At 61.8% G+C, this 18,585-nt stretch carries 16 protein-coding genes and 1 pseudogene; 12 read left to right on the top strand and 5 right to left on the bottom strand.

Translation table 11 applies throughout. The annotated features are described in order from the left end of the window. Positions 1-125 precede the first annotated feature (125 nt). Complete coding sequence (locus NKJ55_RS11475) at positions 126-284, bottom strand: hypothetical protein (protein WP_352449996.1); 159 nt, start codon at positions 282-284, stop codon at positions 126-128. A 396-nt stretch (positions 285-680) separates the two neighbouring features. Here NKJ55_RS11475 and NKJ55_RS11470 point away from each other — a divergent pair, with 396 nt between their 5' ends. Then, positions 681-1,556, top strand: a complete 876-nt coding sequence (locus NKJ55_RS11470) for a MurR/RpiR family transcriptional regulator (protein WP_352449995.1) — start codon at positions 681-683, stop codon at positions 1,554-1,556. 73 nt (positions 1,557-1,629) lie between these two features. Here the strand turns inward: NKJ55_RS11470 and NKJ55_RS11465 are convergent, their stop codons facing one another. From NKJ55_RS11465 to iolD, 3 genes are all read right to left on the bottom strand, one after another. After that, positions 1,630-2,445, bottom strand: a complete 816-nt coding sequence (locus NKJ55_RS11465) for an SDR family oxidoreductase (RefSeq protein WP_352449994.1) — start codon at positions 2,443-2,445, stop codon at positions 1,630-1,632. 4 nt (positions 2,446-2,449) lie between these two features. Next, on the bottom strand, positions 2,450-3,349 hold the full coding sequence (iolE, locus tag NKJ55_RS11460) for a myo-inosose-2 dehydratase (protein WP_352449993.1): 900 nt from the start codon (positions 3,347-3,349) through the stop codon (positions 2,450-2,452). Between the two features lie 124 nt (positions 3,350-3,473). Next, positions 3,474-5,321: a 3D-(3,5/4)-trihydroxycyclohexane-1,2-dione acylhydrolase (decyclizing) gene (iolD, locus tag NKJ55_RS11455; protein ID WP_352449992.1), complete on the bottom strand. Its 1,848-nt coding sequence runs from the start codon at positions 5,319-5,321 to the stop codon at positions 3,474-3,476. Positions 5,322-5,428: 107 nt separating this feature from the next. Between iolD and iolG the strand changes: the two genes are divergently transcribed. The 11 genes and pseudogenes from iolG to NKJ55_RS11390 all read left to right on the top strand — a co-directional run bounded on the left by iolG (position 5,429) and on the right by NKJ55_RS11390 (position 16,863). Next, positions 5,429-6,436 (top strand): inositol 2-dehydrogenase, encoded by a 1,008-nt coding sequence (iolG, locus tag NKJ55_RS11450; protein ID WP_352449991.1) that lies wholly within the window; start codon positions 5,429-5,431, stop codon positions 6,434-6,436. Positions 6,437-6,439: 3 nt separating this feature from the next. Next, positions 6,440-7,876: an NAD-dependent succinate-semialdehyde dehydrogenase gene (locus NKJ55_RS11445; protein WP_352449990.1), complete on the top strand. Its 1,437-nt coding sequence runs from the start codon at positions 6,440-6,442 to the stop codon at positions 7,874-7,876. A gap of 10 nt (positions 7,877-7,886) precedes the next feature. Then, a complete protein-coding gene (locus tag NKJ55_RS11440) occupies positions 7,887-8,702 on the top strand; it encodes an HpcH/HpaI aldolase family protein (RefSeq protein ID WP_352449989.1) in 816 nt (271 codons plus the stop codon). After that, the gene (locus NKJ55_RS11435; RefSeq protein ID WP_352449988.1) at positions 8,702-9,667 is read left to right on the top strand and encodes a hydroxyacid dehydrogenase; all 966 of its coding nucleotides are present in this window, start codon (positions 8,702-8,704) and stop codon (positions 9,665-9,667) included. The genes NKJ55_RS11440 and NKJ55_RS11435 overlap by 1 nt, the downstream gene beginning before the upstream one ends. Next, complete coding sequence (locus NKJ55_RS11430; protein WP_352449987.1) at positions 9,657-10,781, top strand: Gfo/Idh/MocA family protein; 1,125 nt, start codon at positions 9,657-9,659, stop codon at positions 10,779-10,781. Before NKJ55_RS11435 ends, NKJ55_RS11430 begins: the two co-directional genes overlap by 11 nt. A gap of 137 nt (positions 10,782-10,918) precedes the next feature. Beyond that, on the top strand, positions 10,919-11,659 hold the full coding sequence (locus NKJ55_RS11425) for an ATP-binding cassette domain-containing protein (RefSeq protein WP_352449986.1): 741 nt from the start codon (positions 10,919-10,921) through the stop codon (positions 11,657-11,659). Next, the gene (locus NKJ55_RS11420; protein ID WP_156937342.1) at positions 11,652-12,752 is read left to right on the top strand and encodes an ABC transporter permease; all 1,101 of its coding nucleotides are present in this window, start codon (positions 11,652-11,654) and stop codon (positions 12,750-12,752) included. The genes NKJ55_RS11425 and NKJ55_RS11420 overlap by 8 nt, the downstream gene beginning before the upstream one ends. 58 nt (positions 12,753-12,810) lie before the next feature. Further along, positions 12,811-13,815, top strand: a complete 1,005-nt coding sequence (locus NKJ55_RS11415) for a substrate-binding domain-containing protein (RefSeq protein WP_023676588.1) — start codon at positions 12,811-12,813, stop codon at positions 13,813-13,815. 208 nt (positions 13,816-14,023) lie between these two features. Further along, on the top strand, positions 14,024-15,073 hold the full coding sequence (locus NKJ55_RS11410) for a Gfo/Idh/MocA family protein (protein WP_352449985.1): 1,050 nt from the start codon (positions 14,024-14,026) through the stop codon (positions 15,071-15,073). A gap of 306 nt (positions 15,074-15,379) precedes the next feature. Continuing rightward, positions 15,380-15,872, top strand: a pseudogene (locus NKJ55_RS35605) (IS66 family transposase); the annotation flags it as partial. Positions 15,873-16,635: 763 nt separating this feature from the next. Beyond that, a complete protein-coding gene (locus tag NKJ55_RS11390; RefSeq protein WP_502901478.1) occupies positions 16,636-16,863 on the top strand; it encodes a transposase domain-containing protein in 228 nt (75 codons plus the stop codon). A gap of 684 nt (positions 16,864-17,547) precedes the next feature. Here the strand turns inward: NKJ55_RS11390 and NKJ55_RS11385 are convergent. After that, a complete protein-coding gene (locus NKJ55_RS11385) occupies positions 17,548-17,808 on the bottom strand; it encodes a pyocin activator PrtN family protein (RefSeq protein ID WP_352449984.1) in 261 nt (86 codons plus the stop codon). Positions 17,809-18,585 lie beyond the last annotated feature (777 nt).

Below are 18,585 nucleotides of genomic sequence, written 5' to 3'. Positions count from 1 at the left end.
TGTCGATTTCAATGATGGACTGGACGGACTGTCCGGAAAAGCTAATAAAAATCAAAGCTTAAGGGGGTTTAAGTTGGCGATGCAGTACCAAATGCAGTACCGCTGAAGCGCAGCCGATGATGTTTTCAGGGTCGTAGGACGGACTTGCCGTTGCGAACGTCGGCGCGACAGAGCACTTGCGGAGCCCGTGGTCGCAGAGGTTGCCCGAATGCACATTCGAGACCGGCTGAATCCCAGTCCGCGAGGTCTGCGGCGGCGCGATATGTGCTCTCCAAGAAGACCATGAGGCTTGCTTCCGGATCGGTAACTCTGCGGATCGCATAAGGCAGCAGGTATTCTCCAAGTCGTAGTGGGCGGCGTCGGCAAAGATCTTCGCCGCCGCGAAGCCTTTTGGTCGGGCGGTGGAGCGGTCGACTTTCCGGCCTTCTATTCCTAAGCCTGTCCGAAACCGCTGCTCCTCTGACGCGTCTCCTTCGCACGGACCCGTCGCAGCCCTCTTGGTGCGCGGACGCGCGATGCGCACTCTTCGGCGCTCCGATCCGTTTTTCTAGCGCGAAGCTGACCTGCGCAGTACGACCGGAAGTCACAACTTGTGGCCCGATGACAGAGTTGACAACTCTCTGCTGGTCAAAAACCTTCAAAGACGCCATCATGCAACAAAAATTGCAAGGATGTGCATCGTGGACGAGAAGGTCGAGGCTCCCAAGGACTATGAGGATCTCATCCGCGTGATACACGACCGGTATGATGGGATGAGCAAGTCGTACCAGAAGATTGCGTTGTATCTCACCCAAAATCCGAATGACGTCGCGGTGCGATCGGTGAACTCGATCGGGGAAGGCAGCGGCGTTCACGCGTCCAGCTTCGTCCGATTTGCCCAAGCATTGGGGTATGAGGGGTTCAAGGACCTGCAGAGCCTCTTCCAGAAACGATTGTCCACCGCGGCTCCCGGCTTCGAAGCCCGCGTCAAGGCGTTGGAGAAGGAACTGGGGGAGCGGACGGATCGCAGCGAGATGGGATTCATGCACGATCTGGTCGTCCGTGACATCGCGTCCCTGAAAGAGATGCTCACCGGTATTCAGCCCGAGGATCTGGCGGAAGCCGTTAGCCTGCTCGAGAAGGCCGACGTCGTCTATCTGATGGGACAACTTCGCTCGGCACCGGTCGTCGAACTCCTTCGCTATATACTGACCATGCTGGGTAAGCGCTGCGTGCTCCTGGATCCGGGCGGCGGACTGGCCACGCATATGGCCCGCGCGATGCGGAAGACGGACCTGCTGTTTGCGGTGTCGTTCCGCTTCTATGCGAACGAGGTCGTCAATGTTGTGGAAGAAGCCGCGGGGAGAGGTATACCCATCGTGGCGATCTCGGACAGCACGCTGTCTCCATTGGCCAAGAGCGCGCGCGTTCTCTTCGCCGTTCCGGAGCACGAATACACTTTCTCGCGCTCGCTGGCGGCTCCTATGTGTCTTGCCCAGGCTTTGACCGTGGCCTTGGCGGCCAGGCTTCAGAACAACGCAGTCAATCCCCGCATTCCAACGGTTACCGAGCGGTAGGGACTCCAAACCGCGAAACCTGTCGCAGCACCGGCGATCCTCCGGCCGTCGATTCTCAATCGGTGTCGGAAGGTTAAAACGCCATCGCCTTTTCAGGCACGGCCATGGGGCCGGATGCGGCACCAAGGACTGTCTGGTCGTAATCCACCACCGAACCTGTCATGAGCCCGGCATCGTCCGAAACAAGGAAGTTTACCGCCCGCGCGACCTCGCGGGGGTCGATCAGGCGCCCGAAGGGCAGGTGTGCAACGGCTTTCGCTTCCCAGTCGGGATCGCCCTTCTCGCTCGCCTGCAATTCCCGCTCGTGGTCGGACGCCATCCAGCCGATATCCAGCTGGTTGACGCGGATGCGGTTCTTCATGACGGAAAATGCCGTATTGCGGGTCAAGGTTGCCAGCGCCGCCTTGGTAGCACAGTAGACGTTGATGAAGGGCTGGCCGGCATGTTCCGAGATCGAGCCGATGTTGCAGATCGCACCCTCAATGCCATTGCGGATCATGTGCCTGATGGCCTCCTGCATGAGGAAATAAGGTCCGCGCACATTGACGGCGAACAGGGCGTCGAAGAGTTCGGGCGACGTATCGAGGATGGTGCCACGGTCCGTGCGGGCACCAGCGTTCACCAGCACATGTATCTTGCCGTAGACGCGCTCGGCCTCCGCGATCACGCGTCGGCAATCCTCGACTTTGCCGAGATCGGCATTGACGAAGTGGACCGGCACGCCGGTTTCGCGCGTGATCGCGTCGGCCACGGCACGGCCTTTGGTCTCGTTGCGGCCGAGCGTCACGACGCCTGCAGCGCCCGCTTCGGCAAGCCGATGCGCGATGGCCGCTCCCAACCCCTGCGTCGAGCCGGTGACGACACAGACCTTTCCATCTATCCGGTTCATGCGTTCAGCCCTCCACCCTGTAGCCAGCCGCGGCCATCACACGCAGCAATTCCTTGTGGCCGATCTTCGCCATTTCGAGCGGCGGACTTTTGACGGGATCCTGCTCGGCTTCAACGACGAACCAGCCTTCGTAGCCGTGGCTCGCCAAGCGCTTGACGATCGCCTCGAAATCGAGCGAGCCATCACCGGGCACGGTGAAGGCTCCCTTGACCACCGCGTCGAGAAAACTTTCCCGGCTGCGGTCGAGCCCGTCCACGACCGCTTGGCGGATGTCCTTGGTGTGTACATGCGAAATGCGGGCGTGGTGCTTGTCCACCACCCGCAGCACGTCGCCTCCGGCAAAGGCCATATGGCCGGCATCGTAGAGCAGGGGCAGACCCTCGCCGGAATGCTTCATCAGCAGATCGACCTCCTGTTCGCTTTCGATCGGCGCGGCCATGTGGTGGTGGTAGCAAATCGGCATGCCCTGACCCGCGCACCATTCGCCGAAAGTGGTGAGCTTACGGCCGTAGGCCTTGATCTGATCGTCGTCGAGACGCGGGCGCATAGCCAGCGGCGTTCCGCGGTCGCCCTGAATGGTGCGACCCGTCTCGCCATAGACGATGCAGGGCGCGTCGGTCGCCTTGAACAACTCCATCTGCGCGGCGATGCGGTCCTTCTCTTCATCGATATTGCCGACCAGCAAGCGGCCGGAGAACCAGCCGCCACAGGCGCTCATGGCATGCTGCCTCAGGATGGGCTCAAGCACCGCCGCGTCCATCGGGAAGCGGCGGCCAGTCTCCATGCCGGTGAAGCCGGCCTCACGGGCCTGCCGCAGGCACTCCTCCAGCGAGACGTCGTCGCTCAGTTCGGGAAGGTCGTCGTTCCACCAGGCGATCGGCGCGATTCCAAGCTTGGCTCTCATCGTCATCTCCAATCATGATTTTCGAATGCTGCTGGCTGCCTGCGCAGCGACAAAACTGCCGGGAACAATGCTCAGGGAGTTTTGCATCGTTCCGGCAGGGGACGCCCCCGCGCGCCCGAACGGTTCAGACACCCACGCGCTGCTTCTTGCGACCTTCGGTTTGCACGGCATGCGCGTCGCGGACCTGCTGGCGCCCGCTGATCTCGGGCACGCCGACGTCCCACCAGGCATCGCCCGGGGTCCAGGTGAAGGCGTCGGAGACGATGGTGATGACGGTGGTGCGGTCGGTGGTCTTCGCCCATTCGATCGCCTGACCGAGATCGGCGAGGCTTTCGACACGGCGCGTCAGGGCGCCCATGGCTTCCGCGTGCTTGGCGAAGTCGACCGAGAACGGCTCCTTCACCCGGCAGTCCTTAATCAGATTATTGAAAGAGGCGCCGCCCTTGGCGTTCTGCAGCCGATTGATCACCGCATAGCCGCCATTGTCGCATACCACGAGAATCATCTTGTGGCCGGCGAGCACCGACGAATAGATGTCGGAGTTCATCATCATGTAGGTGCCGTCGCCGATCATGACGATCGGCGTCCGGGTAGGGTCAGCCATGGCCGCGCCCCAGCCGGCAGAGATTTCATAACCCATGCAGGAGAAGCCGAACTCGCAGTCGAAAGTGTTGGGGTCCTTCACCCGCCAGTTCTTCATCACCTCGCCGGGCAGTCCACCGGCCGCGGTGATCAGCAGGTCACGCTCGCCCGCCTTGGCGTTCACCACGCCTACGACCTGCGCATAGGTCGGGACCGGCTCGTTGGTCGGCTTCTGGAAGCCGTCAAGCATCGTGTTCCACTTGGCGAACTCGATGCGACCCTTGTCTGTCCAGGCCCTCTCCGCTTTCCAGTCGCCGAGGGCACCTTCGAGTTCGCTCATCGTCTCCAGCGCGTCGCCGACGACGGCGAGCGCCCGGTGCTTGGTGGCATCCCAGCGTGCGGCATTGATCGAGACGAACTTTGCGTCGGCCGAGAAGGCGCTCCAGGATCCGGTGGTGAAGTCCATGAGCCGTGTGCCGACGGCGATGATCACGTCGGCTTCCGCCGCCAGCGCGTTGGCCGAGGTTGAGCCGACGATGCCGATCGGTCCGACATGCGCGGGGTGGTCGTGCGTAACCGTGCCCTTGCCGGCAATCGTCTCCGCGAGCGGGATCCCATGCCTTTTGGCGAAATCGCCAAGGACCTTCTCTGCACCCGAATAACGCACGCCACCACCCGAGATGATCAGCGGCCGCTTTGCGCTTTTGAGGAGGCGCGTCGCTTCGGCGAGCCGGCTGCGATCGGGCCGGGGGCGCGGCACCTCATTCACCGTCTGTTCGAAGAAGGCTTCGGGATAATCCCAGGCGATCTCCTGCACATCCTGCGGCAAAGCGATGAAGGCAGGCCCGCAATCGGCCGGATCAAGCAGCACCGCAACCGCCTGCGGCAACGACGAGATGATCTGCTCGGGATGGACGATGCGGTCCCAGTAGCGCGTGACTGCCTTAAAGGCGTCATTGACGTTGATGGTCGGGTCGCCGAAGTGCTCGACCTGCTGCATGACCGGATCGGGCCGGCGACTGACGAAGGTGTCGCCTGAGAGCATCAGCACCGGCAGCCGGTTCGAATGGGCGACACCTGCCGCCGTCACCATGTTCAGCGCACCCGGACCGATCGAGGTCGCCGCAACCATGATCTGGCGCCGGCGCTTCGCCTTTGCAAAGCCGATCGCTGCAAGCGCCATCGACTGCTCATTCTGGCCGCGCCAGGTCGGCAGCACGTCCTTCACCGCCTCGAGTGCTTCAGAAAGGCACGTCACGTTGCCGTGCCCGAAGATGGCGAAGACTCCCGGAAAAAGCGGAACTTTCTCGCCGTCGACGACCGTGAACTGGTTGCACAGATAGCGCACGAGCGCCTGTGCCATGGTCAGACGGACGGTGGCCCTGGTCATCTTTGTCTCCTCCCTAACGACGGTCTTTCCAAATCTATACGGAATGCCCATTGACAAATCAATATGTTTGCAACGATCATTGCAAAAATTCAAACCGGGAGGACTTCATGCTCAGGATAGCTGTGCTCGGCTGCGGTCGGATTGGCAGGATGCATGCGGCAAACATCGCCGCACATCCTCGTGCGGAACTAGCCACCGTCTATGACATCGACGAATCGTCCGCGGAGACTGTCGCGGCGCGGCACGGCGTTCGCGCTTCGGGGTCGGCCGACGAGGTATTTGCCTCGGCAGATGTAGATGCGGTCCTTGTCGCGACGGTGACTGACACGCATGCCGACTACATCGAAAAGGCGGTGGCCGCTGGCAAACCCGTGCTCTGCGAGAAGCCGATCGATCTTAGCCTGGAAAGGGTGAACCGTTGCGCCGAAGCAATTTTGTCCAAGGGCGTGCCGGTCCAGATCGGCTTCAACCGACGTTTCGACCCCGGTCATCGTGCGGCGTGGAACGCCGTACGATCCGGCGAGATCGGCGACCTGCACCAGGTTATTATCACCTCGCGTGATCCGGGCATGCCGCCCCGTTCCTACTACGAGGTCGCGGGCGGGCTTTTTCGCGACATGACGATCCACGATTTCGACCTCGCCCGCTTCATGCTGGGAGAGGAGCCGGAGGAGGTGTTCGCCATCGGAGGCCGGCTGATCGACCCGGCGATGATGGAGGAACTGAACGACTACGACAGCGTCATGGTCGTGATGCGAACCAAAAGCGGCAAGCAGTGCCACATCAACAATTCCCGCACCTCAACCTATGGATACGACCAGCGCGTCGAGCTTCTGGGCAGCACCGGCATGGTGATCAGCGGCAACAGGAAGCCTCACGAACTGCGCCGCTACTCGGTCGCGCAAACCGAAGCCGCCGCGCCTTATCTCGACTTCTTCATCGAGCGATACCGCGAAGCGTTCGATGCCGAGATCGACGCCTTCGTCACCTGCGTCGAGAAGGGCGAGCCGCCGCTGGTCGGTTTTGAGGACGGGCGCCGCGCCCTGATCCTGGCTGAGGCGGCGATGAAATCGGCGGTCGAAGGCCGCTTCGTGAAGGTCAGCGAGATCGGATAAGCCATGTACGCGAACTACGGACTGTTTATCGACGGGAAGTGGCGCAAGGCATCCGATGGCGGGACGGCGCCGGTGATGAGCCCGGTGACGGAAAAGCCGCTGGGCGAGGCTCCGGTCGCCACCCGCGCGGACACGGAAGAGGCGCTGGTTAGCGCCGCCCGTGGGTTTTCCGCATGGAAATCCAAGGGTGGTTCTGAGCGCGCGTCCGCCCTGCATGCTATCGCGGACGAGATGATCCGCCGCAAGGACGAAGCCGCGCGGATGATCTCCAGCGAGACCGGCAAACCTATTGCCCAGTCCGAGCGCGAATGGGGGCTGGCGGTCGATCAGTTCCGCTGGTACGCCGAGGAGGCCCGCCGGATCTATGGGCGCGTCATCGAATCGCGCGTGCCCGGCGGTCGTTTCGAAGTTCTGCACGAGCCTGTCGGGATCGCAGCCGCCTTCACCGCCTGGAACTTTCCGGCGGCACTGGTCGCCCGCAAGGTGGCGCCGGCGCTTGGCGCTGGCTGCTCGACCATCGTCCGGCCGTCAAGTCAGACGCCCGGGACGGCGATGCTGATGGTTGACTGCATCCGCGCCTGCAATCTTCCTGCCGGCACGGTCAGCCTGGTCGTTGGGCCCACGAGCACGACCTATGCGCCGATCATGGCTTCGCCGGCGGTGCGCAAGGTGTCCCTCACCGGCTCGACCCGCGTCGGCCAGCAGATGATCCGCGATGCTGCCGACACAGTGAAGAAGGTGTCTATGGAGCTTGGCGGCAACGCGCCCCTGATCGTCTTCGACGACGCCGATCTGGATGCCGCGCTCAACGTCTCCGTGCCGACCAAATACGCCAATTCCGGCCAGGTCTGCGTCACACCGGATCGTTTCTTCGTCCACGAAAGCCTGCACGACGCCTTCGTCGAGGGCTTTGTGCAACGCGCCAAAGCGTTGAAACTGGGCGACGGGCTCGACCCATCCGTGCAGATGGGCCCGCTCATCAATGCCGGCCGGCTTTCCGAGATCGAAGACATCGTGTCCGACGCCATGAAAGCCGGTGCGAAGCTCGTCGCGGGCGGCCATCGGGTTGCGGCGTTCAATGCCGGCCATTTTCATGAGCCCACGGTCCTGACCGATGTTGCCGACGACATGCGGGTCTTTGCCGAGGAGAATTTCGGGCCAATCGCGGCGATCAGCCGGTTTTCCTCGGATGAGGAGGCGCTCGAGCGGGCGAATGCTTCGCCAATGGGATTGTCGGCCTATGCCTTCACGTCGAGCCCGAAGCGTGCGCGCCGGACGGTGGCCGAGCTGAAGGCAGGCATGGTGGGCATCAACAGCTTCGCTCTTGCCGCGTCCGAGGCTCCGTTCGGCGGCACGAAATATTCCGGAATGGGTCGCGAAGGCGGCAGCGAAGGTATCGGTGACTACCTCGACACCAAGCTTGCGCAGATCGTGTTCTGAGGAGGCCGCCTTGATCAAGAACGAGCTCAAGCAGATCTGGGCCGAAGGGCGGCCCACGATCAATGGCTGGCTTTCGATCGGCAATCCATTCACCGCCGAGATCATGGCCGCGCAGGGCTATGACAGCGTGAGCATCGATGTCCAGCACGGCGCGCTCGACTATTCGATGCTGCTTCCGATGTTCCAGGCGATGCGTGCATCCAGGGTGGTGCCCATGGCGCGCGTGCCGTGGCTGGAGCCGGGCATCATCATGAAGGTGCTGGATGCCGGCGCCTATGGCGTGATCTGTCCCATGATCAACACGCCGGAACAGGCGGCTCAGCTCGTCAGCTACCTGCGCTATCCGCCGGCCGGCCAGCGCAGTTTTGGGCCGACGCGTGCCAACTTCTCGGCGGGTGCCAACTACGCGGCCGAGGCCAATGACGAGATCCTGGCTTTCGCCATGGTCGAGACCGCCGAGGCGATGCGCAATCTCGATGCGATCGCCGCAACGCCAGGGCTCGACGGCATCTATGTCGGTCCCGCAGACCTGACCTTCAGCCTGCACCAGGGGCGTCTCGCGCCGTCCTTCGATCGCGAGGAGCCTGACATGATCGCCGCTCTGCGGACGATCGTTGCGGCCTGCAAGAAGAACGGCAAACGCGCCGCGCTCCATTGCGGCACGGCCGACTACGCCGCACGTGCCGTCGAATGGGGTTTCGAGATGACAACCGTCTCGGGTGACTCCCGACTGCTTGCCTCCGCCGCGCAGGCAAGTGTCGCTCGCTTCCGCGAATTGACGGGTGCGAAAGCCGTCCCGGCCGAAGCCGGCAAGGGAGGCTATTGATGCCCCACGTCCTGGTCGCCGGAAAGCTTCATCCGAGCGGCATCGAACTTCTCGATGGGTCGCCCGGCGTCACCTACGACTATGTCGAAGATGTCTCCGAACCAAGCTACGCACCTCTGATCGGCAAGGCCGATGGCCTCGTCATTCGCACCCAGCCCTTGTCGGCTCCGACCGTCGCACGCGCCGAGAGGTTGAAGATCGTCTCGCGCCATGGCGTCGGCTACGACGCTGTCGATCTATCCTCCCTAAATCGGCGCGGGATCGCTCTCGCGATCGTCGGCGATGTGAACTCGGTGTCGGTGGCCGAGCACGCCATGATGCTGTTGCTGGCGGCAACCAAGCGGCTGATCCGAGCGGATCGTTCGGTGCGCGGTAACGAATGGGGTTGGCGCAACCGGCTGGAGCCAAGCGAACTCTCGGGCAAGCGGCTTCTGATCCTCGGGTTCGGCCGGATCGGCCGCCACCTGGCGCGCATGGCGGCGGCATTCGGCATGGACGTGCGTGCCTATGATCCATTCCTTGAGAGGCAAGGCTGGCCGGAGGGGCCGGTCGCGCCGGTGAGCGATTTGCAAACGGGACTCGCCTGGGCCGATGCGATCTCCGTCAACGTACCCAAGGCCGAGCGCCCGGTGATCGGCCCCGTGGAACTCTCGGCGATGAAACCGACTGCTGTTCTCATCAACACAGCGCGGGGCGGCATCGTCGACGAGGCGGCGCTGATCGCGGCGCTGCTAGCGGGGCGCATCGCAGCGGCCGGTATCGACGTCTTCGACGATGAACCACCCGCCGCGGACCATCCGCTCTTCGGCTTCGACCAGGTGATTCTGACGCCGCACATTGCCGGGCTCACCGCCGAGTGCGGCGAGCGCATGGCAATCTCGTCCGTGCAGAACGTGCTCGATTTTTTCGCCGGGCGGATCGACTCAGCGCTGGTGGTAAACGGAGCCGAGTTGAATGGCCGGTGAAAAACCTCAACTCAGAATCGGCCTGATCGGCACCGGCTTCATGGGCAAGACCCATGTGTTCGGCTTTGCTGCCGCACAACGTGTCTTCGATCTTCCCTACGAACTGGTGCTCCACACGGTTGCGGACAGAACCGAGGACCTCGCCGCGCAGGCGGCGCAGGCCTTGGGGTTCGCGCGGGCGAGCGGGGACTGGAGGCGTCTGGTCGAGGACCCGGAGATCGATATGATCGATATCACGGCGCCGAACTGCTTCCACAAGGAGATGGCGCTCGCCGCCATTGCCGCCGGCAAGCACGTCTATTGCGAGAAGCCGCTGGCGCCCCTTGCGGCGGATGCCCGACGGATGGCCGAGGCGGCGGAAGCGGCCGGCGTCAGGACGCAGGTCGGGTTCAATTATCTCTGCAACCCGCTGCTCGCGCTGGCGCGGCAGATGATCCGCGCGGGCGAGTTGGGCGAGATCCGCAGCTATCGCGGCATTCACGCCGAGGACTACATGGCGGATGCGGAAAGCCCATTTACCTTCCGGCACGATCCTGTCGGCGGTGGCGCATTGGCGGATCTGGGCAGCCATGCTCTGGCCACGGCGGAGTTTCTGCTTGGCTCGGTGGAACGGGTCCTCGGCGATTCCGTCACCGTCATAGCGAGCCGTCCGGATGGCCGAGGCGGGCGCCGGACCATCGAGGTCGACGACATCGGTCGCGCATTTCTGCGTTTTGCCAATGGTGCATCCGGCAGCATCGAAGCGAGCTGGGTCGCCACCGGCCGCAAGATGCAGCACGATTTCGAGGTTTATGGCACCAAGGGGGCGCTCGTCTTCAGCCAGGAGCGCTTCAACGAGCTGCATTTCTACAGCACGGCCGATCCCGGCGGCCGGCGTGGCTTTCGGCGCATCGAGGCCGGTCCGGATCACGATCCCTATGGACTCTTCTGCGTCGCACCAGGCCATCAGCTCGGCTTCAACGATCTGAAGGCTATCGAGATTGCGCGGTTCGTCGATGCGATCGCCGGGAAGCGAGACGAGCCTTTCGGCTTCCGGGCCGGCCAACGCATCCAGGAACTCGTGGAGGCAATTCAGGGCTCGGCCCGGGAGAGCAAGTGGCTGCGAACAGACTGATGCGAGGGAGAGTTGGTCGCCGCCCCGCATGCGTCTGAAATAAACGTTGCATGTTTGTACATTTTGCAATATAGATTGCAGCCGGAGAGAGGTACGTCGGCTGAGTGCTCAAGTCGACGTCGCACAGGGAGGAGAATGTGTCTGTGCTGGACGTACGAAGCGTCTCGAAAAGCTTTGGTGCTATCCGCGCCTTGTCAGATGTTAGCTTCGCGGTTGCTGCCGGCGAGGTGGTTGGCCTGATGGGCGACAACGGTGCCGGGAAATCGACCATGGTGAAGCTGATTGCGGGGAACTTCCCACCCTCCGACGGCGAAATCGCGGTGGACGGCAAGGTCTGCCATTTCCACAAGCCGATCGAGGCACGGGGCGAAGGGATCGAGGTCGTCTATCAAGATCTGGCCTTGGCCGACAATCTGACGGCCGCCCAAAATGTCTTTCTCGGCCGCGAGATTAAGAAGGGGTTTTGGCCGCTCCGCGTGCTCGACAAGCAGGCGATGATCAACCGCTCGGCAAAACTGTTCGCGGAGCTGAAGTCGGAGACGCGGCCGCGCGATCTGGTCAAAAAAATGTCAGGCGGCCAGCGGCAGGCGGTCGCCATTGCCCGCACCCGGCTATCCAACTCCAAGCTCGTGCTGATGGATGAGCCGACCGCGGCGATTTCGGTCCGCCAGGTAGCCGAGGTGCTGGAGCTGATCCGGCGGCTCAAATCGCAAAATGTGTCGGTAATGCTGATCAGCCACCGCATGCCCGATGTGTTCGCGGTCTGCGACCGCATCATCGTGCTGAGACGCGGCTCGAAAGTGGCCGACAAGGCGACGGAGAAGACATCGCCGGAGGAGATCACCGGCCTAATTACGGGAGCGATCCGTGATGCATAGCCAGAGCGACATGCTGAAGGAAGGCCATGCGTCCATCGGTGATGTGGTCGGCATAATAGAGCAGAGCGTTTTCCAGAAGATGATCGCCAGCCAGGCCTTCTGGGTCGCGATCGCGCTTTTCGTGTTGGTGGTCTTCATGACGTGGCTGGAGCCCAGCTTCGGCACGGTCGACAACGTTACCAACACCACCCGCAATTTTGCACCTATCGCCATCATGGGGCTGGGCATGACGGTGGTGCTGATCACCGGCGGCATCGATCTGTCGGTCGGCTCGGTGATGGGGCTGGTCGCGATCGTCGCCGGCCTGCTGCTCACTTGGCACCAGCCTTGGTATGTGGCGTTTGGCGCGGGTCTGCTCGCAGGCATCGCCTGCGGAGCCTTTAACGGTTTCTTCGTGGCCTATATCGGCATGCCGTCCTTCGTGGTGACGCTAGGCATGCTGTCGATCGCGCGCTCGCTGGCGGTCGTGCTGTCCGGCAACCAGATGCTTTACCAGTTCGGACCCGATGCGCCGATCGTCAAGGCCATCGGCCAGGCCAAATGGCCGAGGCACACGCCTGACGGCTGGGTGCCTCATTGGATCCCGGAACTGTCCTCGCAGTTCTGGGTGATGGTGATCCTCGCGCTCATCGTCGGCTCCGTCTTCATTTTCACCGCCTGGGCGCGCCACCTCTTCGCGATCGGCGGCAACGAGAACGCCTCGCGGATGACCGGCGTCCCCGTCGACTGGATCAAATTCCAGGCCTATGTCTTCTGCGCATTTACCGCATCGATCGCGTCCCTGCTGCTGCTCGGCTACAGCGGCTCGGCCATCAACGCGATGGGAACCGGCTACGAGTTGAGGGTGATCGCCGGCACCGTCATCGGGGGGGCCAGCCTGATGGGCGGCTACGGAACCGCGTTTGGCGCTGTGATCGGTTCGGCCTTCCTCGAGGTCATCCGCAACGCGCTGCTGATGGCCGGGATCGATTCGAACTGGCAGGGCGCCTTTGTCGGGGCCTTCATCATTCTTGCCGTGCTTCTCGGCATGCAGACCTCGGGCAAGTCGCTGCGGGCGACGCTGGAGGGTATGTTTACCTGGAAGCGCAAATAGAATCCGGCGGCCGCAAGCCGTCGGGGATAGTGGACGTCAAAACAAAGTGGAGGAACAGGTGAAAAAATACATTCTGACGGCGGCCGTGGCGTTTTCCGCGCTGATGGCAGGGCAGGCCTATGCCCAGCAGAAATACGTCTTCGCCCTTGTGCCGAAGAACATGAACAATCCTTTCTTCGACCAGGCTCGTGACGGCTGCAAGAAGGCCGAAGCCGAATCCAGCGGCGCGATCGAATGCATGTATATCGGCCCCGGCGAGCATGGCGGCGGCGAGGAGCAGGTGCAGATCGTGCAGGACCTGGTGGCCAAGAAGGTCGACGGCATCGCCGTCGCCCCGTCGAACGCCGCGGCAATGGCCGTCGCGCTTCAGGCCGCCAAGGAAGCGGGCATTCCCGTGCTTACCTGGGACTCGGATGTGCTACCGGAGAACAAGGACCTGCGTGTCGCCTATATCGGCACGCACAATTACGAAATTGGCGTCAACCTCGCCAAGATCGTGCAGACCATCAAGCCGAAAGGTGGCACCATCTGTATCCAGTCGGGCGGAGCTGCCGCGGCCAACCACAATGAGCGCATGAAGGGTATACGCGATACGCTGGCCGGCAAGGAGTCGGCCGCCTCGCCAGGTGATGCCCTGACCGGCCAGAACGGCTGGACGGAAGCACCGGGCTGCCCTCTCTATACCAACGACGACTTCCCTCTGTCGGTTCAGCAGTTCCAGGACTTCATGGCGAAGACGCCAAACCTCGACGCCTTCGTGCCGACAGGCGGCTTTCCGCAATTCATACCGGATGCGAATCGCGCTGCGGTCGAGCCGTACAAGGATAAGATCGCCAAGAAGGAGCTGGCTCTGGTCGTCGCCGACACGCTGCCGGTGCAGATGGACCAGATGAAGGAAGGCCTGTCGCTCGGCCAGGTCGGACAGCGGCCGTTCGAAATGGGCTACAAGACCATGCTGGCGCTGAAGGACATCAAGGACGGCAAGCCCGCGCCGGCCGACCCGACCTACACCGGTCTCGACGTCTGCACCCCCGAAACCGCCGACACCTGCATCGGAAAGTAGGCGGGGGGCGCAACTCTGCGGCGGGCGAGGGATGACTCTTGCCCGCCTTTGCCCCTGAGAGGCGACAACAGACCCATCGAGCGACTGGCAAATCGACCGCTGCCGTCAGGCCTCAGAGACGCTCCGCTGGCCACGGCGTGACCATTTTTAGACGAGTGCCGGGAGTGATCCCATTCGGGAGGAGCAATTGAGAAAGATACGATATGCCGTGGTGGGCGCGGGCTGGATCACACAGGAAGCCTTTATGCCCGGTGTGTCCCAGACCGGAAACTCGACAATCACGGCGATCGTCAGCGGCTCGGCCAAAAACGCCGCCAAGCTCGCCGAATTCTACGGCGTGGAACACGTCTTCAGCTATGAGCAGTACGACCAGATGCTCGCATCGGACGTCGCCGATGCAGTTTACGTGGCATTGCCGAACTCCATGCATGCCGACTATGCGATCCGAGCCCTGAGAGCCGGCAAGCACGCGCTCGTTGAGAAGCCGCTGGCCACGACCGAGGCGGAATGCGAGGCGATGATCGCCGCCGCCAATGAGAGCGGAGCGTACCTGATGACGGCGTATCGGCTGCACAACGAGCCCGGCACTGTCGAGGTCCTGGAGCGCATCCGCAGCGGTGAGATCGGCGATCCCCGCATCTTTGCCGCGGTCTTCTCCTTCGTAGCGTCGTCCGACAATCACCGCCTCAAGGCCGCCTATTGGGGCGGTCCCTTGCAGGACATCGGCGTCTACTGCCTGAATGCCGCGCGCCATATCTTTGCCACTGAGCCGATCGAGGCAGTCGCGGTAAGGAGTTTCGGCAGCGCCTCAGTCGGGGAGGTAGAGGAAAGCATTGCCGTGACGTTGCGCTTCCCCGAGGGCCGGCTTGCACAGTTCATTGCCAGCTTCGGCGCGGACAATTCGGATTTTTACCACGTGGCCGGAACGAAGGGGAGCGTAACGGCCGACCCTGGCTTCCGTTTCGAGACTGCCGTGCAAATGAAGCTTCGGCATGGCGACATCAGAACCGAAAAGACGTTCCCGCAGACAGACCATTTCGCCGGACAGACCGCGTATTTCTCCGACTGCATCCTGAATGCACAACCGCCTGAAGCCGACGGTGGAGAAGGATTTGCCGACGTGCGCGCCCTGCTTGCCATTGAGCGCGCCGCCAGCACCGGTCAGCCTCAGAAGATAGACACGCCGGCACGGCAGGTTCATCCTACTGCGGATATGATCCGCATCTTGCCTACAACGGACCAGCGGCTGCTTCTCTGACGCGCTTTCGCCCGCGGAGCCGGCCAGGATTCATTGCGAGAAGCGTCTCACGAAACGGCATCGCGTACCGCGTTGTACCGTGCAACCGTTCATGCGGAGGCAGTCACGATCTTGTTTCCGAACGTGCTCGACGGGCTGCGCTGGGTGAAATTCATCCAGGCGGCCGCCGACTCGCACGAGGCCGGAAAAGCCCGGACAACCGGCTGGCTTGACTGAACGCATTGGAATAATACGGAAGTCAACTTGAGTATACGCGTTGGAATTATCGGCGTAGGGGTAATGGGTGCGGATCACGCGCGGATGCTCGCATCACCTCAAGCCCGGCTTGCCGCCGGACGGGAGCATTCCGCGCCCATCATCGCTGCCCTGAAACCATGGTTCGAAAAGCAGCTATCGATGATCTCCTCCGGCTCTGGCCTGGCCGAAGACATCCGGCATGGGCTCGGCCACTGGCAAGGCCTGACCCGCTTCCTGGACGATGGCCGCCTGGAACTCGACACCAACCCGGTCGAAAACGCGATCAGGCCAGTATGCCTGACCAGAAAAAAATGCCCTGTTTGCAGGTCACAAAGTCGGGGCCGAAAATTGGGCGCTGCTCGCCTCCATCGCCACCTGCAGGCTCAACGACGTCAACCCGGTCGCCTACCTCGCCGAAACCCTCGACGCCATCATCAACGGCCATCCGCAGACCCAGATCGAGGAACTCATGCCCTGGCGATTCCGAAAAACGTCAAGCCCAAATCCACAGGCGATCCGCGAGGCGCTCACCCTAAGTTTTATCATTGACGGTCTGACTTGACGTCTGGCCCGAGGGCGGCGTTCGCTACTATTCCGAAACTTAAGGTTTCGCCCTACCGCGTAATTGGGGTCGGCTGTCTTAAGAGGGCCGCTGCCCAGGGTGCCTACTTCTTAACGCATTGGCGGACTGGTGCGGCCGAGCAAACTTCGCCCACGCCGCAGTCCAGGTCGCGTGAACAAGGTTTCGGCATTTGCGGTGGCTCCAGCGTGACGAAGGGCGTCCTCGGCTCTTCCCCCGGTCTCGCCGTTCTCGGGAGGAAGGCGCCGGGATCACCGAGCGACTTCACATATCGATAGAATGACCGAATGTCGCTCTCCGGCATGACGCGAACGTTGTACCAAGGCATCGGCGGCAATGTGCGAAGTGTCTTGATGTAGGTTACATACCCGTCTTCGCTAAGGTCTTGCGCGCTCCATCTCAGATTGCTTGCATAGGTTGTGCCCCACGGCCCCCGCCAACCTATTACTTTCCCTCTCAATGCCTTGGTGGGGTCGAGCGCGCCTTCGGCTTCCCTGTAGCCGTCAGTATGGCAGTCGTGACAGCTGCCGATGATGGAAACCAGCCGTCCTCTCTCGACAGACACCTCCTCTGCCGCAAACGCTGCCCCCGATGCTGTCAATATTGCTGAGCCAACCAGGAGCTTAATGAAGTGCATGGTAGCCTCCAGCGCCCTCACACCGCTCGCTCAAAGCCAATAACAACGTCGAGACTTTACCACAATTTTGAAAGTTGGGGTGGGGAAAGCAACGGATCGTTGGAGGCAATGGTCCCTAAGAGGCTCCTGGGACACTGTCGACAATCGCAGCACAGCACTACGTTCGACAACTGGGCGCTGCTCGCCTCCATCGTGGCCACCTGCAGGCTCAACGACGTCAACCCGGTCGCCTACCTCGCCGAAACCCTCGACGCCATCATCAACGGCCATCCGCAAACCCAGATCGAGGAACTCATGCCCTGGCGATTCCGGAAAACGTCAAGCCCAAATCCATAGGCGATCCGCGAGGCGCTTACGCTTCCACCGCAACGGTCTCGCTGCTTTCGCCCCTGCGCACCGAGATCAATTCGGGTCTGTCGCGAGGAACGGCCTATCCCGCGGACTGGCGTCCTCGCTTCACCGATGCCTATCGCCTGCAGGCCCAGGCCTGGATCCATTCAACACTCAGCGGAATTCCGGCCGGAGCAAGCTGCTGGACGGATACCGGGCTGCAATCGCCGCCGAGGCGGGTCTGCAATCACTATCAGAAGGGCGAAAAGGCAGTTATTGGCGCAATGAGTAAGCCAGAACTGTACAAATAGCTGACGGCATTTGAATTCATAATGACCTCGGCAGCCGACTAATAATCTTCCTTTTTCAGGCCCCTCCCGTCAGCGTGTTCCACGCAGCCGGTGCGCTGCTTCGGCTCGTCGCAGGGACACATGCGTGTTCTGTAGGATCATTTCGCGAAACGCCTCGTTTGATACTGCAAAGTTGTACCATCGTGTCCAACATCAGATGGGACGCAGTCCCAACAAACATGCAGTTCAGACAGTCGATTACGCGTCTTTGTTGAAGTGGTGCTGTACCAAATGCAGTACCGGCCTTGAAACGGTTGATCCAGTTCGTCGCTCATCAGGCCATAAGCCGCGGGCGGCTGTGTACGGGAGGGCTGAACGAAACCTCATTCACGCTCCCTCGCTACTCCGTGAGACCCCTCATTTCCTTTCTCGCAGCCTCAGTCCGGAACTCAAGGTATTTGGCCAAATCGGCGAGATGGACGCCCTTGGCACACTTCTGACTGTCCTCGATCCGCGCGAGCGGAAGGGCAATTTCCCCCATGGAAATCTTTCGGACCAACTTCGGCGGCGTCAGGTGGGAGAAATAGTCTCGGCAGACCTCATCGATCGGGATGATGGCCTTGCCACCATACTGAGCCATCAAAAGCAGTGCTGTGTTCATTCCAGGTTGCTATCCCTGTTAGGAGCTTGGCAGACTAGCAAGCCGCCCAACGGGTTCAACGGCCGGGCAGGGGGCGCGTGCAAAAGGGTGGGCGCGACCTAAGCAACGGCCGGGGCGTTCAAGTCGCTAGAGGGATACCGCCAATACAGTGCTGTGACCGAGTTCGTTTGCTGACGGGCTTCTTAATCGGCGCAAATCGGTCCGACTCCAACCTCCGCAACCAGTTCCAGCATAAATCACTAATAGTCGCGATCTGATCAAAGCCCCGCCGGAAAAAACGGCAAGGCTTTTCCCACGGCAGGTTTGGCGAAGCGCGGAAGGGCACTCTGCCGCCCAGAGTAAGCGGCCTGCACGGTGAAGACGAGAGGGACGCTTTTCCAAGCGCGGAGTTCGAATCCCTCCGAGCCCACCAAGTCGCCTCCCTGCAATGCTGGCCTGGACCTCTCAAATCGTCACGTTAATGATGTCGGTATCGGTGGTTGCGTGTCCCCGCAACCACTTCTGTCATAGTACGATAACCGTCTCGGTCTAACCGAGGCGGTTTTTTCGTGTGGCGAGTTGAAAATGTCTGGATTGCGTGAGGCCGTGAGGCCGGGCATTAAGGCGCATATTTTGCGGGAAGGCCTTCATGAACCTCAATCATCGGCAGAATGCGCCGTGCAGCGTAACCATCCGGTGTGGACCGCGGCAGACGCCGTTTCGCGTGTTAGACTGCTTGGCATGGAGATCGACACCGACAAGATTGACGCGTGCAGCGGTGGTGCTTCGACGTAGAAA

Source organism: Mesorhizobium sp. M0106 (genome assembly GCF_040322715.1).
In the GTDB taxonomy this organism is placed as follows: Bacteria; Pseudomonadota; Alphaproteobacteria; order Rhizobiales; family Rhizobiaceae; genus Mesorhizobium.
This window is presented reverse-complemented; position numbering and strand designations above follow the sequence as displayed.

What these genes read in the sequence shown, in the direction of transcription:
- iolE (WP_352449993.1), bottom strand. Translation starts at nt 3,349, where the DNA reads ATGAGAGCCAAGCTTGGAATCGCGCCGATCGCCTGGTGGAACGACGAC.
- NKJ55_RS11435 (WP_352449988.1), top strand. Translation starts at nt 8,702, where the DNA reads ATGCCCCACGTCCTGGTCGCCGGAAAGCTTCATCCGAGCGGCATCGAA.
- NKJ55_RS11420 (WP_156937342.1), top strand. Translation starts at nt 11,652, where the DNA reads ATGCATAGCCAGAGCGACATGCTGAAGGAAGGCCATGCGTCCATCGGT.
- NKJ55_RS11445 (WP_352449990.1), top strand. Translation starts at nt 6,440, where the DNA reads ATGTACGCGAACTACGGACTGTTTATCGACGGGAAGTGGCGCAAGGCA.
- NKJ55_RS11475 (WP_352449996.1), bottom strand. Translation starts at nt 284, where the DNA reads ATGGTCTTCTTGGAGAGCACATATCGCGCCGCCGCAGACCTCGCGGAC.
- iolG (WP_352449991.1), top strand. Translation starts at nt 5,429, where the DNA reads ATGCTCAGGATAGCTGTGCTCGGCTGCGGTCGGATTGGCAGGATGCAT.
- NKJ55_RS11430 (WP_352449987.1), top strand. Translation starts at nt 9,657, where the DNA reads ATGGCCGGTGAAAAACCTCAACTCAGAATCGGCCTGATCGGCACCGGC.
- iolD (WP_352449992.1), bottom strand. Translation starts at nt 5,321, where the DNA reads ATGACCAGGGCCACCGTCCGTCTGACCATGGCACAGGCGCTCGTGCGC.
- NKJ55_RS11390 (WP_502901478.1), top strand. Translation starts at nt 16,636, where the DNA reads ATGGTCCCTAAGAGGCTCCTGGGACACTGTCGACAATCGCAGCACAGC.
- NKJ55_RS11385 (WP_352449984.1), bottom strand. Translation starts at nt 17,808, where the DNA reads ATGAACACAGCACTGCTTTTGATGGCTCAGTATGGTGGCAAGGCCATC.
- NKJ55_RS11465 (WP_352449994.1), bottom strand. Translation starts at nt 2,445, where the DNA reads ATGAACCGGATAGATGGAAAGGTCTGTGTCGTCACCGGCTCGACGCAG.